An 18,945-nucleotide genomic window follows, 5' to 3' on the forward strand; every position below is an offset into this window, starting at 1 on the left:
CAACCTCACCCTTCCAGCCGCACGCGCGGATCGATCACGCCGTAGAGAATGTCGATGAAGAGATTGAGCAGCACGTACATGACAGCCATGGTCAGCACGAAACCCTGCACCGGCGCGAAGTCCGACGAGATCAAGGCTTCCACCGCGTAGGAACCGATGCCGGGCCAGGCAAACACCTTCTCGACCAGCACATTGGCGCCGAGCAGAAACGAGAACACCATGCTGAGCGTGGTGATGACCGGCAGCATCGCGTTGCGAAACGCATAGGTGACGATCACGGTCGAGGGCGAAAGCCCGCTGGCGCGCGCGGTGCGGACGAAATCGGAGGCCAGCACCGCCAGCATCGAGGCGCGCGTCATGCGCGCGATCGGCGCCAGCGAGAAGATCGCCAGCGTCGCCGCCGGCAGGATCAACTGGCTCAGTGCGGAACGAAACGCTTCGAGGTCGCGCGCAATCAAGGTGTCGATCAGATAGAAGCCCGTCACATGCGTCGGCGCGCTGTAGAACACGTCGAGCCGGCCGAGCGGCGCCGGTGACCAGCCGAGCCTGAAATAGAAGAGATAGACCAGCACCAGCCCCGTAAAGAACACCGGCAGCGACACGCCCGCCGTCGTGGTGACGCGGCAGAGATGGTCGATCCAGGAGCCGGGGCGGGTCGCAGCCAGCACGCCGAGCGGGATCGCGATCGTGACCGAGACGATGAGGCCGAGCAGCGTCAGTTCGGCGGAGGCCGGCAGGCGGTTGCGGATTTCAGTTGCGACCGGCTGTCCCGTGGTCAGCGACGTCCCGAAATCGCCATGCGCGAGATCATTGGTGTAGCGGAAGAACTGCTCGATCAGCGGCTTGTCGAAGCCGAGTTTCTTGCGGATCTGCTCGATCGCTTCCTTGCTCGCCGCGGGTCCGGCGAAATAGGCGGCGGGATCCCCGGGGAGCGCGCGGGTCAGGAGGAAGGTGACGATCACGACCCCGATCAGCGACGGGATCGCAAACATCAGCCGCTTGCCGATCATGGTCAGCATGGCGCTCGCCTCTTATGCTTTCACGAGCGCGCGGTAATCCAGACGGCGGTGGAACCAGTACTGATAGCCGGAGACGTTCTTCTGCATCGCGACGTTGACGTAGGGCTGATACAGCGGGATGCGCGGGATGTCCTTGAAGGCGAGGTCGACGAAACCCTTCACGTCGGTATCGTACTTCGCGGTATTGCCGATCGCGGCTGCGTCGACAGCGCCGGCGATGTACTCGTCCATCGCCTTTGACTGGTAGCTCATGGTGTTGAAGATCGAGTTCTTGCCGTCGTAGCACCAGATGAAGAAGTATTCGGGATAGTCGAGCCAGCCGGAGAACACGTTGGTATAGAGCGGCAGCACCTTCTTGTTCAGCTCGGTGCGCCAGTTGGCGCCCGGGATCTTGTTGATGGTGGTCTTGATGCCGATCTGCGCCAGAGACTCCTGCACCAGCACGCAGAGCGGCTCGTTGACGCCGGCAAAGCCGAGGTCGAACGACAGCGTGGTCTCGAAACCGTTGGGATGGCCGGCCTCGGCCAGCAATGCCTTGGCCTTGGCGATATCGGTGACGTATTTGGTCGGCTGCGGCCACGCCACCTCGGTCGCCTTGTCGGCGGCTGCGCCGAACATCGGCTTGGCGAGGCCGAACAGCACCGCATCCATGATCTTCTGGTAGGGGATCGCGCAGGCGACGGCCTCGCGTACTTTGGGGTTGTCAAACGGCGCGATCTTGACGTTCATGCCGATATACTGGACGCCGTTGGAGTACGGCACCGAGACGATATTGAGCTTGCCGCTGTCCTTCAGCTCGACGAAATCCTTGTTCGGCAGATCATAGGAGATGTCGGCATCGCCGCGCTCCAGGAGCGCGCGGCGGTTACCCGCCTGCGGCACCATGCGCCAGATCACGCGCTTGACCTTCGGCAAAGGACCGCCGGCCCACTCGTCGTTGCGCTCCATGACGACTTCGGTGCCCGCCGTCCATTTCGTCACCTTGTAGGCGCCGGAGCCCGCGGTCTGCTGCTTGGTGTATTCGAGGCCCCACGGATCCTTCTCGCTGGCGTTCTTCTTCACCAGCTCGGAATTGACGACGCAGGGCACGATGACAGCAAGATCGGGGAGGGTCAGGCGGTCCTTCTTGGCGAAATCGATCCGCACCGTGTTGTCGTCGACGATGACGAACTGCTCGGTCTTGGTCAGCGAGCCCGCGCCCATCTGGAACGTCGGGAAGCCGCCGACGCTGACGGCGCGATCGAGCGACCATTTGACATCCTTGGCCGTAACCGGCGCGCCGTCATGGAATTTGGCGTTCTTCTTCAGCTTGAAGGTCACCGACATGTCGCCGACCTTCATGTCCTCGGCGAGCTCGGGCTTGAACTTGTCGCGGTCGTAATACGGCACGCCGCCGGGACCGCTCTTCATCTCGTGGCTGATCAGGCGGTCGTAGCAATTCCACGACACCTCATAGCCGGGCACGTTGGTGCCGACGCCGTGAATGTCGAGATTGTTGGGGCCGCTCTCCGAGACGATCAGCAGCGTTTCCGACCGCGCCTGCGCCTTGGCGGAAGACCAGATCGCCGGCGCCGGCGTGAGCGCGCTGGCCGCCGCCAGCCCCGACACGGATTTGAGGAAATCGCGACGCTTCATGGGTGATGCTCCAACGCCTGAGGGGAAACGGCCTGAAGCTGGAATCGCAAGGTTTGTGCCAACCCTTAAGGAAAGCTTTCTCCTACCCTAACCGATTGATATGGCTTGGAATTCAGAACCAAATGGACGCCATGCCGGGATGCGACATCCTGTCGAATTGCATACAAAGCGGTAGATTTGCCCACAAAATATGCAGAAAATTTGAGCGCTCTATTGCTGTGCGGCCTCAGATCGGCCAGAGCAGGTCCTGCAATTCATGGAGATCGGTGGCCTTCTGTTGCCAGCCCTCGATGCAGAAGTGCCTGAGCGGATCGCTGGCGCGGTGCAGCAGCATCAGCGCCATCAGCCGCCGCTTCAGGTCGGGCGTGACATCCGCAGCCGAATATCCGAAGCCCTCGAACAGGCTCCGCACCCGCCGCGGCATGCCTGCGGTCATGAAGGCGCTTGGACCCAGCAGGTCGTACTCACCCCTCCCCGTCATCACGTCGCCGAAATCGAACAATCCTGCGAGGTGCCAACCTGCAGTGCCGCGGCTCAGCAGAAAATTCTCCGGGATGTATTCGCCGGTCAGGATCACCGGCGACCCGTCCAGCGCCGTCAACGCGACCGCATCGCGCAGAAGGTCGTCGAAGCCATCCAGAAATTTTTGCGGCAATCCGAGCCGCGCGTGCCGGGCGCGACATCCGTCGATCTGCCGGCGCATGAAGACGTTCCAGCCAGGCTCGATCTGCCCCAGCGGCCCGACAGGGGCGCGCTGTACCTCGGCGATGGTCTCGCCGATCTCGGCCAGCACGCGCTCCTTGTCCGCTTCCGGCAGTGACGGCCAGACATCCGCGCCCAGCTCGCCTGACAGCCGCGTGAAGACAAGGTATGGCCATCCGTCGCGCTCCCCTTCGACGACGATTTCGGGGATCGCCAACCGAATTCGCCCCTGAAGCTGCGCCAGCGCGCCACGTTCCGAGACGAACTGGTCGCGAAGAAGCGGCGGGAAGATCTTCAGGATGAGGTTTTCGTCGAGGGCAAGGACGAGATTGGTGCCGGTGGCGAATACGTGCGGCGCGGTGCACGCGAGGCCGTGACCGCGGGCGATATCGTGCGCGATCGGCAGCCATTGCGCCGCATCGGCGCGCCAGGGGCTGAAGGATTCGTAGTCGGTGAATGCCGGCAGGGATGCGGTCATGGTGATGCTGAACGTATCAGTCGTCATTGCGAGCGGAGCGAAGCAATCCATGCCTCAACGCGGGGATAGATGGATTGCTTCGCTGCGCTCGCAATGACGGGGAGTTCACTGCACCGGATTTGCACGCTCGAACTGGCGCAGCAGGCGGTTGCCGCGCTCGACGGCGAGATCGAGGGCCGCCTGCGCGGACTGCTTGCCGTTGAAAACCTGCTCGAGTTCTTCGTCGATCACGCTGCGGATCAGCACAAAGGAACCGAGCCGGATTCCTTTCGAGTTCTCGGTCGGCGACTTCAGGGTCATCTGCTCGATCCCGATCGCCGCACCGGGATTGCGATCGTAGAAGCCCTGTGCGCGCGTAAGGTCGAAGGCGGCGCGGGTGATCGGCAGATAGCCGGTGTGCTGGTGCCAGGCGGCCTGCACCTCGGGCTTCGAGAGATAGGCGAAGAACCGCGCGACGCCGGCATATTCGGCGCGCGGCCGGTCGCGCAGCACCCATAGCGTGGCGCCGCCGATGATGGAGTTTTGCGGGGCGCCGGCGATTTCAGGCCGGTGCGGAATCATGCCGTAGCCGACCTCGAACCTGGAATTGGCCTTGATGTCCGCGCGCGTTCCGGACGAGCCGATGAAGATGGCGCATTCGCCCTTCTGGAAGCGCGGCTCGGCCGATTGCCCGCGGCCGCTATACTCGAAAGCTTTCGTCGCCTGCCATTCCGCCAGTTGCGCGATGTGCCGCACCACGTTCGGATTGTTGAAGGTCAATTCGGCGTCGAGACCGCCAAAGCCATTGCCCTTGCTGGCCAGCGGCAGATTGTGGAAGGCGGAAAAATTCTCGACATGGACCCAGGAGGGCCAGGACGTGGTGAGCCCGCAAGCCGAGCCCGCCGCGCGCAGGCGCTTCGCCGCCGCGCCGACCTCGGCCCATGTCTTCGGCGCCACCCCCGGATCGAGGCCCGCGGCGCGGAACTGATCCTTGTTGTAGTAAAGGATCGGCGTCGAGACATTGAACGGAAACGAGAGCATGTTGCCCGCGACATCAGAATAATAACCGGTCACGACAGGCAGATACGCTTCCGGCGCGAACGGCTCCGACTGGTCGCGCATCAGTTCGAACACCGGATAGATCGCGCCCTTGGCCGCCATCATGGTGGCGGTGGCGATCTCGTTGACCTGAACGATGGCGGGCTGGCTGCGTGAGCGGAAGGCGAAGATCGCCGCCGTCACCGTCTCGGTGTAGTTGCCCTTGTAGGTCGGCACGATCCGGTAGTCGGACTGCGACGCATTGAAATCGGCTGCCAGCTTTTCGACATGCTTGCCGAGCTCCCCCGACATCGCGTGCCACCACATGATCTCGGTGGCCGCCCGGGCCGGAGACGCCAGCGCCATGACGGCGAGCGCCGCGAATTGCAAGAATCTCAAGGCCAGTTTCACCGGTGATTACCTCGCTCCGCCGCGTCAGCGACGTGCCTGTTCCCTGCCCCCTCATAAATCCCTGCAATCGCGGTTTCAATCCGCCGACAACGCCGCAACGCACAATTCAAGATTGTAACGAATTTCTCAGGATAACCCCAGGCTACCCCGCGCCGGCCGCGTCACCAATAGCCAAGCATCGGCAAATTCTGCTAAAATTGCGTTGAACCTTTTTTCGCCGCTGCAGACTCCTTCTCTAAGGGGATTTGTCGCCTGTGTACCGCCGCCGCGCCAACCTTTCGCGGGTCTTCGTGCTTGTTGTCGCGCTGTTGCTTACGGCGGTCTCAACGGGCGCGCTTGCGCGCGAGTCTGGCACCGCCGATCTCCGGGGCGAGTTACATCGCACCGACGGGTTCCCGTCCCGTCTGTCAGGCGCAGAAAGCGCCCCCCTCGAACGGACCCGCACCGGCGCACCCAATCTCTACCGTACCAACGTTGCATTGATCGGGACGATGGTGCCGCTATTGGTCGGGCCCCTTCGCAAGACGGAGCGAATTTGACCGACGCACCGCAACAGCCACGAACATCGGAACGGCCGGCGAGCTTCGCCGCGCGCGGCCGGTTTCACGTGGTCCAGTGGCTGCGCGCAGTCCCGATCCGCTGGCGCATTCTCTCGATTGCAGCCTTGAACTCGGCCGTCGTCGTGGTGCTCGCGGTCCTGATCTGGAACGGCGCCAACGTGCTGGGTTCGGCCTGGGACGATGTCCGGCAGGTGCGGGAGTCCGACAAGATCCTGGCGCATCTGGAGAGTGAAACCAGCCGGCTGCAGAATCTGATCCATCGCTACATCAACCAGCCGAGCCCCGAGCTGTTCGCCGAGATCCTGCTGCTGCGCGAGGCCGTGCTCGGCACGCTCACCACGCGCGCATCGAACGACCGGATTCTTTCGGGATCGGTCGAGCGGCTCGAACAGGTCACCGACCGCTTCCTCAACGGCTTCGGCGAATTGCGCGCGGTGCAGGCCACCATCACCAAGACCTATGAGCAGCAGGTGCTGGGGCCGGCCAGGGAAATGGCCGGGCTCTATTCGGTCATCGAGGGTGCGACCGGGCATCGCGACGCGCAGATCTGGCCGTCGCTCGGAAGATCGCGTGAAGCGTTTACGGCGCTATTGGTCGCCGCCAACGCCTACTATTTGTCGCCGGGCTCGGCCTCCGCCGAAGACGCCCGCAGGCATACCGAGACGATCGAGAAGACCATCCCCGTGATGATCGACCTCGCCGACAATGATCTGCAGCGCATGGCGTTGTCGCGGCTGCAGGCCCGGACGGTGGCATTGCGCCAGGGCATGGCCAAGCTGACCGAGCAACTCACTGTCAGGACCGAGCTGCTGCGCAATACCATCGACGCCAGCCAGGCCGACGCCATCGCCGTCATCGACGAATTGTCGGTCAAGATGCGCCAGCGCGAGCAGAAGGCGCAGGAGACCTTCGACAAGACGCTGTCCGGCATCTCGCGCCGGGTGCTGTCGATCGCCGTGATGTTCCTCGGCATCATCCTCTCCGCCGGGGTGCTGATCGCGCTCTCGATTCGTTTGCCGCTGCAGCAGATCCTGGCCGCGATGCATGCCATCACGTCGGGCAATTACGATCGCCGCGTGCAGGGCACCACCGCGCGAGACGAAGTCGGCGCGATGGCCCGCGCTGTGGACGTCTTCCGCGAAAACGCCATCGCCAAGCGCGAGACCGAGGACGAGCTGCGCGCCTCGAAGGAGCGAGCCGAGAGCGCGCTGCTCGAGCTCAACACCGCGCAGCAGAACCTGATCGACGCCGAACGGCTGGCCGCGCTCGGCGGGCTGGTCGCCGGCGTCGCCCATGAGGTGAACAACCCGATCGGCATCAGCCTGACGGTGGCGTCGAGCTTTGCGCGGCGGGCTGACATGTTCGAGGCTGAATTGCGCAGCGGGCCGCTCCGGCGCTCCAAGCTCGACGATTTCATCAAGAGTTCGCGCGATGCAGCCCAGCAACTGGTCGCGAACCTGCACCGCGCTGCCGAGCTGATTCAGTCATTCAAGCAGGTGGCGGTGGACCGCTCACATGCCGAGCGTCGGCAGTTCAATCTCAGCGAAGCCACCGACCAGATCGTCGCGAGCCTGCGGCCGGTATTGAAGAAGGCGGCGATCACGCTGTCGGTCGACGTGCCGGAAGGCCTCGTGATCGACGGCTATCCCGGCTCCTACGGCCAGATTTTAACCAATCTTTTCCTTAACGCCGCCAACCATGCCTTTGCAGGCGGCCGCTCCGGCGCAATCTCGATCTCGGCGCGGGCGCGCGGCAGCGACGATGTCGAGATCATCTTTGCCGACAACGGGGCTGGAATGACGCCGGACGTGCAAAGGCAGGCATTCGACCCCTTCTTTACGACGCGCCGCAACGAAGGCGGCACCGGACTGGGCTTGCATATCGTCTATAATCTTGTCACTCAACAGCTCGGCGGCCGGATGATGCTGGAGTCAAGGCTGGGACAAGGCACCACATTCCGCATTATCATGCCGAAAACCGCCAAGGGCGGATCGACAAGTACAGACCAGACAGCAGCCGACGGAACTTCGCAATGGCCGAACAGGACGATGTCCTCCACCTGATCGACGATACCGGGGCCGCTCCGGAGGACTCGTCCGCCCGCAAATGGAAGATCGCCGTCATCGACGACGATGCCGCCGTGCATGAGGGCACCCGCTTTGCGCTGAGCGACTACAGCCTCAACGGCGCGACGCTGGAGATCCTCTCGGCCTATTCCGCGGCCGAAGGCCGCACCTTGATGCGCGACAATCCCGATGTCGCGGCCGTGCTGCTCGATGTCATCATGGAGACCGACGTCGCGGGGTTGGAGCTCGTGGAATACATCCGCAACGAGATCAAGAACGAGACCGTCCGCATCATCCTGCGCACCGGCCAGCCCGGACAGGCGCCCGAGCGCCGCGTCATCGTCCAGTACGATATCAACGACTACAAGGCCAAGACCGAGCTGACGGCCGACAAGCTGTTCACCTCGCTGACCGCGGCGCTGCGCAGCTACCAGCAGCTCGAGCGCATGGTGCAGACCCGGCGCGGGCTTGAAATCATCATCGACGCCGCCTCGACGCTCTACGACTTCAAATCGATGCAGCGGCTGGCGGAAGGCGTGCTGACCCAGCTCGCCTCGCTGCTCAATGTCGACTGCGCTGGCATCCTGGTGCTGCGCGACGACGGCGTCGCGAGCAGCGAATTCTCGGTGCTGGCGGGCTCGGGTTGCTACAGCCGCTTCATCGGCACCACCAGCTCGAAAGCGCTCGATCCGGACTTGCGGGCGATGGTGGAAGCCGCCTTCCAGCGCCGCAAGAACGAATTCGCCGACCACCGCAGCGTGCTTTATCTGCGCACCGGAAGCGGCCGCGAGGTGGTGGTGCTGCTGCAGGCCGAGCGCCAGCTTTCCGACACCGACCGTGCGCTGGTCGAGATTTTCTCCAGCCGGCTGTCGATCGCGTTCGACAACGTGATCCTCTACCGGCAACTGCACGAGGCCAATACCCAGCTCGAGGACCGCGTCGCCCAGCGCACCCGCGCGCTGATGCAGGCCAACCGCAGGCTGTCGGCGCAGTGGCTGCGGCTGCAACGTGCCAACGGCTTCAAGAATGAAATTCTCGGCACCGTCGCGCATGATTTGAAGAACCCGCTCGGCGTGATCCTCGGCCGCACCGAGATGCTGACCGAGCTGATCGGCGCCGGCTCGCCCAAGGAGAACGTCAACGCGCAGGTCGAGCACATCAGGGACGCCACCAAGCGCCTGACCTCGATGGTCGATCATCTGATCTCGGATGCGATGGCTGATGCCTTCGACATCACCATCCGCCGCGAGCCGGTCGATATTGCGGCGCTCGTGACCGAGGTTACCGATTCCAACCTGCCTTCGGCGGTCAACAAGCAGCAGGCCATCACGGTGTCGGCGCCGCCGAATGTCGTGACCATGTGCGACACCGACCGGATCCGCGAGGCGATCGACAACCTGGTCAGCAACGCCATCAAATACTCGCCGATCGGCGGCAGGATCTTGGTGACCGTCACCCATGAGAGCGGCGACACGGTGATCCGGATCGCCGACCAGGGCGCCGGCCTTTCGCCGGAGGATCTCGGCCGGCTGTTCGGGCGTTTTCAGCGTCTATCGGCCAAGCCGACGGCCGGGGAAAGTTCGACCGGCCTTGGACTATCGATCGTCAAACGTATCATCGACATGCATGGCGGCCATGTGACCGCGGAAAGCGCCGGTCCCGGACAGGGATCGACGTTTACGGTTAGACTACCCGCGACAGAGACGACATGACCCAGAGCCCGCACATCTTCATCGTCGACGACGAGGCACCGGCCCGCGAGATGGTCGGCGATTACCTCAAGATGCACGGTTTCGGCGTCACGCTGTGCGACGGCGGCAAGAGCCTGCGCAAGGAGATCGAGACCAACACACCCGATCTCGTCGTGCTCGACCTCAACATGCCCGAGGAAGACGGGCTTTCGATCATTCGCGACCTCAAGAGCAAGATCAACGTTCCCGTCATCATGCTGACGGCGACCGCGAGCCCGATCGACCGCGTCGTCGGTCTCGAGCTCGGCGCCGATGACTACATCGCAAAGCCCTGCGAGCTGCGCGAGCTGATGGCACGCATCCGCTCGGTGCTTCGCCGCAGCACGCCGGCCAAGACGGCCGCCGCCGCCGAGGCTGCTCCGGCGAAGGCGGAGAAAGAGCAATTGGTGCGGTTCGGCACCAAATGGCTCGACCTCGAAGCCCAGGCGCTGCGCGACGACGAAGGCAACGAGCATCCGCTGACGGCCTCCGAATTCGGACTGCTGAAGGTGTTCGCGGCGAATCCGAAGCGCGTGTTGTCGCGCGAGCGGCTTTTGGAGTTGGCCAATGCGCGCGACGCCGAAGCGTTCGATCGGGCCGTCGACCTGCGCATCATGCGCATCCGCCGCAAGATCGAGATCGATCCGACCAAGCCCGCCGTGATCCGCACGATTCGTGGCGGCGGCTATCTGTTCTCGCCGACCGGCGAGAAGGGTTAGCGGCTTCATGCTTCCTTCACCCGCCCCTTGAGGGGGCGGGTCGTCTCGCATGGCGCGAAGCGCGATGCGAGACGGGGTGGGGTGACAGTCTCTCAACACGGGCACTGTCAGACGTGGAGAGACCGCCACCCCACCTCGGTTCGCATTCCATGCGAACCGATCCTCCCCCTCCAGGGGAGGATGGCGCCCGCCCGGAACAAATCCGCATCTGAAATCTTCCAATTTTCCGCATATTGAAATTACTGGCGTTTTTGGCCCGAATGTTTCGTCGCAGGCCCCACGACGAAACAATTCTCCGCTGCACGAAACCATTTTTCCCTTGTGGTGCAGACATCCCGAAACCGAGCCTAATTAACAATTCTCCTAACGAAACGCCGCCCGGCGTCGGAATTGGGAGCCTGTCATGTCGAACGTTATCGCCATCAACGCCGCAGCCAAGAAGTCGATTGCCGCCGCCCGCGCGACATCCGACGAGATGCTGCTGCAGAGTATTGCCAAGGGCGACCGTACGTCGATGCATGTGCTTTACTCCCGCCATAACGTCCGGGTTTACCGCTTCGTGCTGCGCATGGTGCGCGACACCACGATGGCGGAAGACCTGGTCAGCCAGGTGTTCCTCGACGTGTGGCGGACCGCCGCCCAGTTCGAGGGCCGCTCGCAGGTTTCGACGTGGCTGCTGTCGATCGCCCGCTTCAAGGCGCTGACCGCGCTGCGCCAGCGCAAGCATGAGGACATCGAGCAGGAAGACGTGCTCGAGATCGCCGACGAGGCCGACACGCCGGAAGCTTCGCTCGACCGCAGCAACACCAGCGCGATCCTGCGCGCCTGCGTTGCCAAGCTGTCGCCGGCGCATCGCGAGATCATCAATTTGGTCTATTACCACGAGAAGTCGGTGGAAGAGGCCGGCGCGATCATCGGCATTCCCCAGAGCACGGTGAAGACCCGGATGTTCTATGCCCGCAAACAATTGGCCGAGTTGCTTAAGGGCGCCGGCGTCGGCAGCCTCGCGGCGTAAACCAACGTTATTTCAACAGCTTAGGTTGCCGCCGGGGACGAGAAAACGGGTCGGTTTCGACGGACAAAGATTACCTCCGACGAAACAAATGAAACAAATCACGACATTACCCGGAAAAACTCACCCCCTATACCTGACACCAACGCAACGCCAACGCCGAACAGGAGAGCGAACATGCTGAAGCCGTCCTTCCGCTTTTTCATCGTCCCGCTCGGTGCCGTCGCAACGCTCGCCACGCTTTCGGCTCAGAACGTCACGCCCCGCGCCCAGCGCGACAGCGGTTCGACGTTCGTGCGGGAGCAGGTGGTCGATTGCGGCACCAGGAGTCCCAAGGAGATCTGTGTGATCTCCTACGACAGCGAGACCCCTCGCTGAACTTCCGTCACCTTCCAAGTCCGAGACCCCCAAGCTCTGGACCTCCCAAGTGACCTCCAACGACCCGGCCGGGATGCCCCCCAGCCGGGTCGCTCTGTATTTGGGACTCAAGAATTCGCGTTCGCGACACGAAAAAGACGCAACCTGACCGCGAATTTCGATCGTGATTGGCTGGCGCAATCTTGCTTGATCCGCGCGCTTTGCCGCTTGACGTGACCACGCCGGTTATGATGCTTGCCGCCGGCGATGGACGCTGTGTCAAACGAGAATGAAGTCAGACTGCGCAAGGGCACGACGCTCAACGAGCGGCTCGTTCTGGCAGGCATTGCCGTAATTTTGTGTTTGATCGCCCTGCCCGGCCTCGCTCACCTTGCAAACGACCAATGGCTCGGCATCGCCGCCCTCTTTGCGTTGCTGTTCGGGTGTCTTCTGCTGGCTGCCGCGCTGTTTGATCGCAACGTCGTATGGATCATCACGCCAGGCGAAATCCTGATCGGCGAACAACGTCCGTTCGGGAAGCTGCACCGAAGATTGATCAGGGACGATGAAATATCGAGAATGCGCCTGCGAAAGAGCCTCGGCAAATCCGTGGAGTTCACGCTCGTCATCGAAACCCAATCGGAAGATACGCTCACCTCACCCCCGCTGCCCGATATCACCCAGGTACGGAAAACCACCGCGCAGATTGCACGGCTGCTTCAGTTGCCCGCTCCCGAACTGGCAGAAAATCCGTTCGACGCCGCCAATGCCGCGATACGGTTGGGCAGGCCGATCGGTCCGAAACGCCTCCGGGCATACCGGGCTCTCATCGTGCTGCTTGCCTGCTCGCTGAGCCTTCCATTCATCTATGCGCTCTGGAGCGGCAAATTGTCCGCGCTTGGAATCGCCGTCTGGTCGCTCGGCGCGATCCTGGCCTTCGTGCTGATCAGATATCTCTATCGGACCAGTGCATTCTGGATTGTCCGCGACGGCGTCCTCAGGTTTGAACGGCTGTCTTTGAAGGGCACGACAGACACGGATACGGTCAGGGGTGACGAAGTCGCGCGCATCGACATCGAAAGCGGCGGCCGGCGGGGCAGCCACTACATCATCGCGATCCGGCTCCGCACCGGCAAGAAGATCCGCAGTCCGGTGCTGGTCGGCAAGGATCAGACCCGCGCCGTGCGCGCCGAGATCATCCGGCGACTGGAATTGAACTGATCGGCGAGCGGACAGGCTTGCAGCCCTGTTCCGCGCGGCATGCAGGCATACACGCCGGTATAGTGTCATCGTCGCATCGGGCGTGATAGGGTACACGCGTGGTTCGGACGCAATTTCGAAAAACTGCAGTTCCTTTTTCGAAGAAGATCGCTCCGTGCGAAACTGCGACAGGTGGTGCCGATGTTCGAAGGCTGGGATGCGGTCGTATTGGCCCGGGCGCAGTTTGCTTTCACGATGTCGTTCCACATCATCTTTCCCGCCTTCTCGATCGGGCTTGCCAGTTATCTCGCCGTGCTCGAAGCGCTGTGGCTTGCGACCGGGCGCGAGGTCTACATCAACCTGTTCCAGTACTGGCTGAAGATCTTTGCCGTCGCCTTCGCCATGGGCGTGGTGTCGGGCATCGTGATGTCCTACCAGTTCGGCACCAACTGGTCGACCTTCTCCGACAAGGTCGGCCCGGTGATCGGGCCGCTGATGGCCTATGAGGTGCTGACCGCGTTCTTCCTCGAAGCGGGCTTCCTCGGCGTGATGCTGTTCGGGCTGAAACGCGTCGGTCCACGACTGCATTTTCTGGCGACGCTGATGGTGGCGATCGGCACGCTGATTTCGGCGTTCTGGATTCTCTCCGCCAATTCCTGGATGCAGACGCCGACCGGCCACACCGTCAATGCCGACGGACAGTTCATCGCGGCCGACTGGCTCAAGGTGATCTTCAATCCGTCGTTCCCCTACCGCCTCGTGCACATGGTGCTGGCGGCATATCTGACCACCGCGCTGGTGGTCGGCGCAGTCGGCGCCTGGCACCTGCTGCGCGACCGCCACCTCGCCGGCCCGCGGGTGATGTTTTCGATGGCGATGTGGATGGCCACCCTGGTGGCGCCGATCCAGATTTTCGCCGGCGACCAGCACGGCCTCAACACGCTGGAGCATCAGCCGGTGAAGATCATGGCGATGGAAGGCCATTTCGAGAGTCACAAGCATGGTGCGCCGCTGATCCTGTTCGGCCTGCCCAACCAGGCCGCCGGCCGCGTCGATTATGCGATCGAGGTGCCGAAACTGGGCTCGGTGATTCTCAAGCATTCGCCGGATGCGCCGATGGCCGGGCTCGACACCGTGCCGCGCGAGAACTGGCCGCCGGTAGCGATCACGTTCTGGTCGTTCCGGATCATGGTCGGCATGGGACTGCTGATGCTGGCGCTCGGCATGTTCAGCCTGCTGATGCGGCTGCGCGGCACGCTGTACGATAGCCGACTGCTGCACATGTTCGCGGTCGCGATGGCGCCGGCGGGCTTCATCGCCGTGCTCGCGGGCTGGATCACCACCGAGGTCGGACGCCAGCCGTTCACGGTCTACGGATTGTTGCGCACGGTTGACTCGGCCTCGCCGCTGGCAGCACCCGCGGTCGCCTCCTCGCTGATCGCCTTCATCATCGTCTATTTCGTGGTGTTCACGGCCGGCATGATCTATCTGCTGCGGCTGATGGCGGCGCCGCCGCATCCGGGCGAAGAAGGACCGTCGCACGAGGCGCCGATCCGCACCGCCGGCATCACCCCGGCCGCCGGCGCCGCAGTCGAGGGAGCCGCCCAATGATTGCGATCGACCTCGCCATTGTCTGGGCCTTCATCATCGCCTTTGCCGTGTTCGTCTATGTCGTGATGGACGGCTTCGATCTCGGCCTCGGCATCCTGTTTCCGCTCTTCCCCGAGAAACACGATCGCGACGTCATCATGAACACCGTCGCCCCGGTGTGGGACGGCAACGAAACCTGGCTGGTGCTCGGCGGCGGCGGCCTGATGGCGGCGTTTCCGCTCGCCTATGCCGTGCTAATGCCGGCGCTCTATACGCCGATGATCGTGATGCTGCTGGGCCTCGTGTTCCGCGGCGTCGCCTTCGAATTCCGCTGGCGCACGACCAAGGAACGCAACAAGTGGGACGTCGCGTTTTTCGGCGGATCGATTCTGGCGACGCTGGCGCAAGGCATCGCGCTCGGCGCCATCCTGCAGGGCGTGCATGTCGAGGGACGGCAGTACGCCGGCGGCTGGTGGGACTGGCTGACGCCGTTCAGCATTCTGACCGGCGTGGCGCTGGTGATCGGTTATGCGCTGCTCGGCGCAACGTGGCTCGTCATGAAGACCGAAGGCGAATTGCGCGACCGCGCCTACCATCTGAGCTGGGTATTCCTGCTGGCGATGCTGGGCGCCATCGCAGCCGTCAGCCTGGCGACGCCGTTCCTGCACGTACAGTACACGGAGCGCTGGTTCGCGTGGCCGAACGTCCTCCTGACCGCGCAGGTGCCGATCGCGGTGGCCGTCATCACTGCACTCCTGCTGCGCAGCCTCGCCAAAAAATATGACTACCAGCCGTTCTTTCTGACGCTGGCGTTGTTCGCTCTGTCCTATGCCGGCCTTGGCATCAGCATGTTTCCCTACATCGTTCCGCAGAGCATCACGATCTGGCAGGCGGCCGCGCCAACAAACAGCCAGATCTTCATGCTGTTCGGCGTCGCCGGGCTGATCCCGCTGATCCTCGGCTACACCGCCTGGGCCTATTGGGTATTCCGCGGCAAGGTCAAACCCGGGAGCGGCTACCATTGACCCAGATCAAGCCAGGCCAGCGCCCATTGACGCAGCGTTTGCTATGGTTCGTGGCCCTGTGGCTTGGCGGCGTCGGCACCGTGATGCTGATTTCGTATGTGCTGCGGCTGTGGATCGCACCGAAATAGGGCAGCCCGAGATCCCATGAATATGGCGACTTGCGGAAATTCAAGATATTTCAGTGGGATGTCCGCCGCATTCGCCCTAAACTTGCCATCAAGCTAGCCCTGAGTTTTGATGGTTCCTCTTGATTTGGCCAACGCGCCGCTAGGAGAATTCTGCGATGAAAAAATTTCGGCACCTGATCTGGATGCTGGTCGCTAGCAGCGGTCTGATCCTCTCGGCCTCGCAGAGCCAGGCACAATTGCGCCAGCCCGATGTCGGCGACCAGCCTGGACTGATCGCGGACGACTCCGTCGAGCTCGAACCGCAGTTCAGGAAGACGGCGGTGTTCTACCGCACCAACGAAGCGCCGGGCACCATCATCGTCGTCACGGCCGAGCGGCATCTCTATCTGATCCAGGGCAACGGCCGCGCGCTGCGCTATGGCATCGGTGTCGGCCGCGAGGGATTCCAGTGGCAAGGACTCCAGAACATCACGCGCAAGGCGGAGTGGCCGGACTGGACGCCGCCGCCGGAGATGATCGCGCGCCAGCCCTATCTGCCGCGCTTCATGGCGGGCGGCCCCGGCAATCCGCTCGGCGCGCGCGCGATGTATCTCGGCACCACCGTCTACCGCATTCACGGCACCAATCGGCCCGACACGATCGGCACCGCCGTCTCCTCCGGCTGCTTCCGGCTTGTCAACGCCGACGTCGCCGATCTCTATGAGCGCGTTCCCGTCGGCACCAAGGTGATCATCCGACAGAAGCCCGAGCTTTAATTCCTCCGCTGTCTCTCCAGACGATCCATTTCCTCCCTGAAAATTGGCGAGTTGAACAATGCTGAAGACATTTCGAGGCGGCCTCCTGATCGGGCTGGCGGTCGCAATCGCAGTCGCGGCCGCTGCAATCACGTATGAACGTTACGACACCAAGACGCTGAAGCGGACGATCAAGCGCGGCGAAGTGCTGTGCGGCGTCAACAAGGGCCTGCCCGGCTTCTCGATCCCCGACGACAAGGGCGACTGGACCGGCTTCGACGTCGATTTCTGCCGCGCGGTTGCCGCGGCGATCTTCGACGATCCCAAGAAGGCGAAATTCATGCCGCTCGACGCCAACGAGCGCTTCAAGGAATTGCAGAGCCGCAAGGTCGACATCCTCTCGCGCAACACGACCTGGAGCATGTCGCGCGAGAGCAACTATGCGCTCTACTTCCCGGCGGTCGCCTATTATGACGGCCAGGGCTTCATGCTGCCGCGCTCGCGCAACATCGATTCCGCGCTGGACCTCAACAACAGCAAGGTCTGCGTGCAGGAGGGGACGACCAACCTGCTCAACGTCGCCGACCATTTCCGCGCCAACAACATGAAGTACACGGAAGTGAAGCTCCCCAAGCTGGAGGACGTGCTCAAGGCCTATGAAGGTGGCAAGTGCGACACCTTCTCCGCCGACATCTCCCAGCTCTACGCGCTGCGCCTCAATTTGATCCAGCCGAGCGACCACGTCATTTTGCCCGACGTCATCTCCAAGGAGCCGCTCGCGCCCGTGGTGCGCCAGCGCGACGACGACTGGATGATGATCGTGAAGTGGACGCTGTATGCGATGATCAACGCCGAGGAGCTCGGCATCACCTCGAAGAACATCGATGAGGCGCTGAAGTCGAAGAAGCCCGACGTGATGCGGCTGGTCGGCACCGAAGGCGCCTATGGCGAAGACCTCGGACTCCCCAAGGACTGGGCCGCCCGCATCATCCGCCATGTCGGCAATTACGGCGAGGTCTACGAGCGCAATGTCGGCGAAGGATCGAAACTGAAGATCCCGCGCGGCCTGAATTCGCTGTGGAGCAACGGCGGCATCCAGTACGCGCCGCCGATACGGTAGGTTTCTCACCCGCCCCTTGAGGGGGCGGGTCGGCTCGCGTGGCGCGTAGCGCCATGGGAGACGGGGCGGGGTGACAGACTATCCACGCATGCACTGTTAGACGTGGAGAAACCTTCACCCCACCTCGGTTCGCATTACATGCGAACCGATCCACGAGCGAGCTTCGCTCGTCTCGGACCCCTCCAGGGGAGGATAAGATTGCTCCGCGTTGCCTCCATCGTCCTCAATAACTCTTCATCCGCGCCAGCTGGTCGGCGTGGTAGTTGCTGTCGCCGAACAATTCCTGGCACACCCGGGCACGCTTCATGAAGAAGCCGATGTCGAACTGGTCGGTCATGCCCATGCCGCCGTGCATCTGCACGCCTTCCTGCACCGCCAGCGTTGCCGTGGTGCCGGCGCGGGCCTTGGCGACCGCGATCGCAGCGCCCGCATGATCGAAATCGCCATCCAGCGTCTGCAGCGCCTTCAGCACCGCCGAGCGGGTGATCTCGATGTCGATATAGAGCTGGGCGGCGCGGTGCTGCAGCGCCTGGAATTCGCCGATCAGCTTGCCGAACTGCTTGCGCTCTTTCAGGTAGGTCACGGTGCGGCCGAACACCTCTTCGCTCAGGCCCACCATTTCGGAAGCGACCGCACCGCGGCCGATGTTGAGCACGCCGTCCAGCAGTACGCCGCCCTGATCGACCTCGCCGAGCACCTGATCGGCATTGACCTCGACATTGCTGAATTCGATTCTGGCGGCGTTATGCGCATCGACCATCACCGTGCGTTCGACCGCGACGCCCTTGGCTTTGGGATCGACCAGAAACAGCGTCAGCCCGTTGCGGTCGCCGGCCGCGCCGCCGGTTCGTGCTGCAACGATGAGAAGGTCGGCAGTGTGGCCGTCGACCACCAGCGCCTTGGCGCCACTGAGCTTGAAACCGTTGCCGGAGCGCACCGCCTGCAAACCTATCTGCAGCGGACGATGTTTTGTGCCCTCATCGACCGCAAGCGCGGCCAGCAGCGAGCCGTCGGCAATCTTCGGCAGATGCACCGATTTCTGCGCCTCGCTGCCGCCGCGTGACAGTGCCGACGCCGCCAGCACCGCCGTCGACAAAAATGGCGACGGCATCAAGGTGCGGCCGATCTCCTCCATCACCACGCCGGCCTCGACATAGCCGAGCCCGCTGCCGCCGAAATTTTCCGGCACCAGCAATCCCGAAAAGCCCATCTCGGCGAACGCCTTCCAGAGGTCGCGGGAGAAACCCGTTTCATCCTTGCCGTCGCGCAACTGGCGCAGATGCGCCACCGGCGCCTTGTCGCTGATGAGGCCGCGCGCGCTGTCGCGCAGCATGGATTGTTCTTCGGTGAGGACGAGTGGCATTTTAATCCGATCTAACTGTACGAATAACTTTTGGGGTTCGTCATTCCGGGGCGCGTCAAAGACGCGAACTACGATGCGC

At 63.0% G+C, this 18,945-nt stretch carries 17 protein-coding genes; 11 read left to right on the forward strand and 6 right to left on the reverse strand.

Annotation, left to right across the window (positions count from 1 at the left end; translation table 11 throughout):
- Positions 1-5: 5 nt before the first annotated feature.
- The 4 genes from CQ12_RS32460 to ugpB all read right to left on the reverse strand — a co-directional run bounded on the left by CQ12_RS32460 (position 6) and on the right by ugpB (position 5,250).
- Complete coding sequence (locus CQ12_RS32460; RefSeq protein ID WP_057839353.1) at positions 6-1,019, reverse strand: ABC transporter permease; 1,014 nt, start codon at positions 1,017-1,019, stop codon at positions 6-8.
- Positions 1,020-1,031: 12 nt separating this feature from the next.
- Positions 1,032-2,654, reverse strand: coding sequence for an ABC transporter substrate-binding protein (locus tag CQ12_RS32465; protein ID WP_057839354.1), 1,623 nt, complete (start codon positions 2,652-2,654; stop codon positions 1,032-1,034).
- Between the two features lie 226 nt (positions 2,655-2,880).
- Positions 2,881-3,861 carry an aminoglycoside phosphotransferase family protein gene (locus CQ12_RS32470; protein WP_245310255.1) on the reverse strand — a complete coding sequence of 327 codons (981 nt, stop codon included), beginning with the start codon at positions 3,859-3,861 and terminating at the stop codon, positions 2,881-2,883.
- Between the two features lie 78 nt (positions 3,862-3,939).
- Positions 3,940-5,250, reverse strand: coding sequence for a sn-glycerol-3-phosphate ABC transporter substrate-binding protein UgpB (gene ugpB / locus CQ12_RS32475; RefSeq protein WP_283807429.1), 1,311 nt, complete (start codon positions 5,248-5,250; stop codon positions 3,940-3,942).
- 619 nt (positions 5,251-5,869) lie between these two features.
- Between ugpB and CQ12_RS32485 the strand changes: the two genes are divergently transcribed.
- The 5 genes from CQ12_RS32485 to CQ12_RS32505 all read left to right on the forward strand — a co-directional run bounded on the left by CQ12_RS32485 (position 5,870) and on the right by CQ12_RS32505 (position 11,727).
- The gene (locus CQ12_RS32485; RefSeq protein WP_245310268.1) at positions 5,870-7,885 is read left to right on the forward strand and encodes a sensor histidine kinase; all 2,016 of its coding nucleotides are present in this window, start codon (positions 5,870-5,872) and stop codon (positions 7,883-7,885) included.
- Entirely contained in the window at positions 7,855-9,600 is a 1,746-nt protein-coding gene (locus tag CQ12_RS32490) for an ATP-binding response regulator (protein WP_057839357.1), read from the forward strand. The genes CQ12_RS32485 and CQ12_RS32490 overlap by 31 nt, the downstream gene beginning before the upstream one ends.
- Entirely contained in the window at positions 9,597-10,337 is a 741-nt protein-coding gene (locus CQ12_RS32495; RefSeq protein ID WP_057839358.1) for a response regulator, read from the forward strand. Before CQ12_RS32490 ends, CQ12_RS32495 begins: the two co-directional genes overlap by 4 nt.
- A 403-nt stretch (positions 10,338-10,740) precedes the next feature.
- A complete protein-coding gene (locus tag CQ12_RS32500) occupies positions 10,741-11,352 on the forward strand; it encodes a sigma-70 family RNA polymerase sigma factor (protein ID WP_057839359.1) in 612 nt (203 codons plus the stop codon).
- Positions 11,353-11,526: 174 nt separating this feature from the next.
- Positions 11,527-11,727 (forward strand): hypothetical protein, encoded by a 201-nt coding sequence (locus tag CQ12_RS32505; protein ID WP_057839360.1) that lies wholly within the window; start codon positions 11,527-11,529, stop codon positions 11,725-11,727.
- 258 nt (positions 11,728-11,985) lie between these two features.
- Here the strand turns inward: CQ12_RS32505 and CQ12_RS44420 are convergent, their stop codons facing one another.
- Complete coding sequence (locus tag CQ12_RS44420; RefSeq protein WP_157088623.1) at positions 11,986-12,252, reverse strand: hypothetical protein; 267 nt, start codon at positions 12,250-12,252, stop codon at positions 11,986-11,988.
- Positions 12,253-12,285: 33 nt separating this feature from the next.
- Here CQ12_RS44420 and CQ12_RS32510 point away from each other — a divergent pair, with 33 nt between their 5' ends.
- The 6 genes from CQ12_RS32510 to CQ12_RS32530 all read left to right on the forward strand — a co-directional run bounded on the left by CQ12_RS32510 (position 12,286) and on the right by CQ12_RS32530 (position 17,503).
- Positions 12,286-12,927, forward strand: coding sequence for a hypothetical protein (locus CQ12_RS32510; protein ID WP_157088624.1), 642 nt, complete (start codon positions 12,286-12,288; stop codon positions 12,925-12,927).
- Between the two features lie 180 nt (positions 12,928-13,107).
- Positions 13,108-14,517 (forward strand): cytochrome ubiquinol oxidase subunit I, encoded by a 1,410-nt coding sequence (locus tag CQ12_RS32515; protein ID WP_057839362.1) that lies wholly within the window; start codon positions 13,108-13,110, stop codon positions 14,515-14,517.
- Positions 14,514-15,521: a cytochrome d ubiquinol oxidase subunit II gene (gene cydB, locus CQ12_RS32520; RefSeq protein ID WP_057839363.1), complete on the forward strand. Its 1,008-nt coding sequence runs from the start codon at positions 14,514-14,516 to the stop codon at positions 15,519-15,521. The genes CQ12_RS32515 and cydB overlap by 4 nt, the downstream gene beginning before the upstream one ends.
- Positions 15,518-15,649, forward strand: a complete 132-nt coding sequence (locus CQ12_RS44425) for a DUF2474 domain-containing protein (protein ID WP_157088625.1) — start codon at positions 15,518-15,520, stop codon at positions 15,647-15,649. Before cydB ends, CQ12_RS44425 begins: the two co-directional genes overlap by 4 nt.
- Positions 15,650-15,804: 155 nt before the next feature.
- Positions 15,805-16,404, forward strand: coding sequence for a L,D-transpeptidase (locus CQ12_RS32525; RefSeq protein ID WP_057839364.1), 600 nt, complete (start codon positions 15,805-15,807; stop codon positions 16,402-16,404).
- A gap of 58 nt (positions 16,405-16,462) precedes the next feature.
- Positions 16,463-17,503: an amino acid ABC transporter substrate-binding protein gene (locus CQ12_RS32530; RefSeq protein WP_057839365.1), complete on the forward strand. Its 1,041-nt coding sequence runs from the start codon at positions 16,463-16,465 to the stop codon at positions 17,501-17,503.
- A gap of 223 nt (positions 17,504-17,726) precedes the next feature.
- Here CQ12_RS32530 and CQ12_RS32535 read toward each other — a convergent pair whose 3' ends face one another.
- Complete coding sequence (locus tag CQ12_RS32535) at positions 17,727-18,866, reverse strand: acyl-CoA dehydrogenase family protein (RefSeq protein WP_057839366.1); 1,140 nt, start codon at positions 18,864-18,866, stop codon at positions 17,727-17,729.
- Positions 18,867-18,945 lie beyond the last annotated feature (79 nt).

This window comes from Bradyrhizobium jicamae, assembly GCF_001440395.1.
GTDB lineage: Bacteria > Pseudomonadota > Alphaproteobacteria > Rhizobiales > Xanthobacteraceae > Bradyrhizobium > Bradyrhizobium jicamae.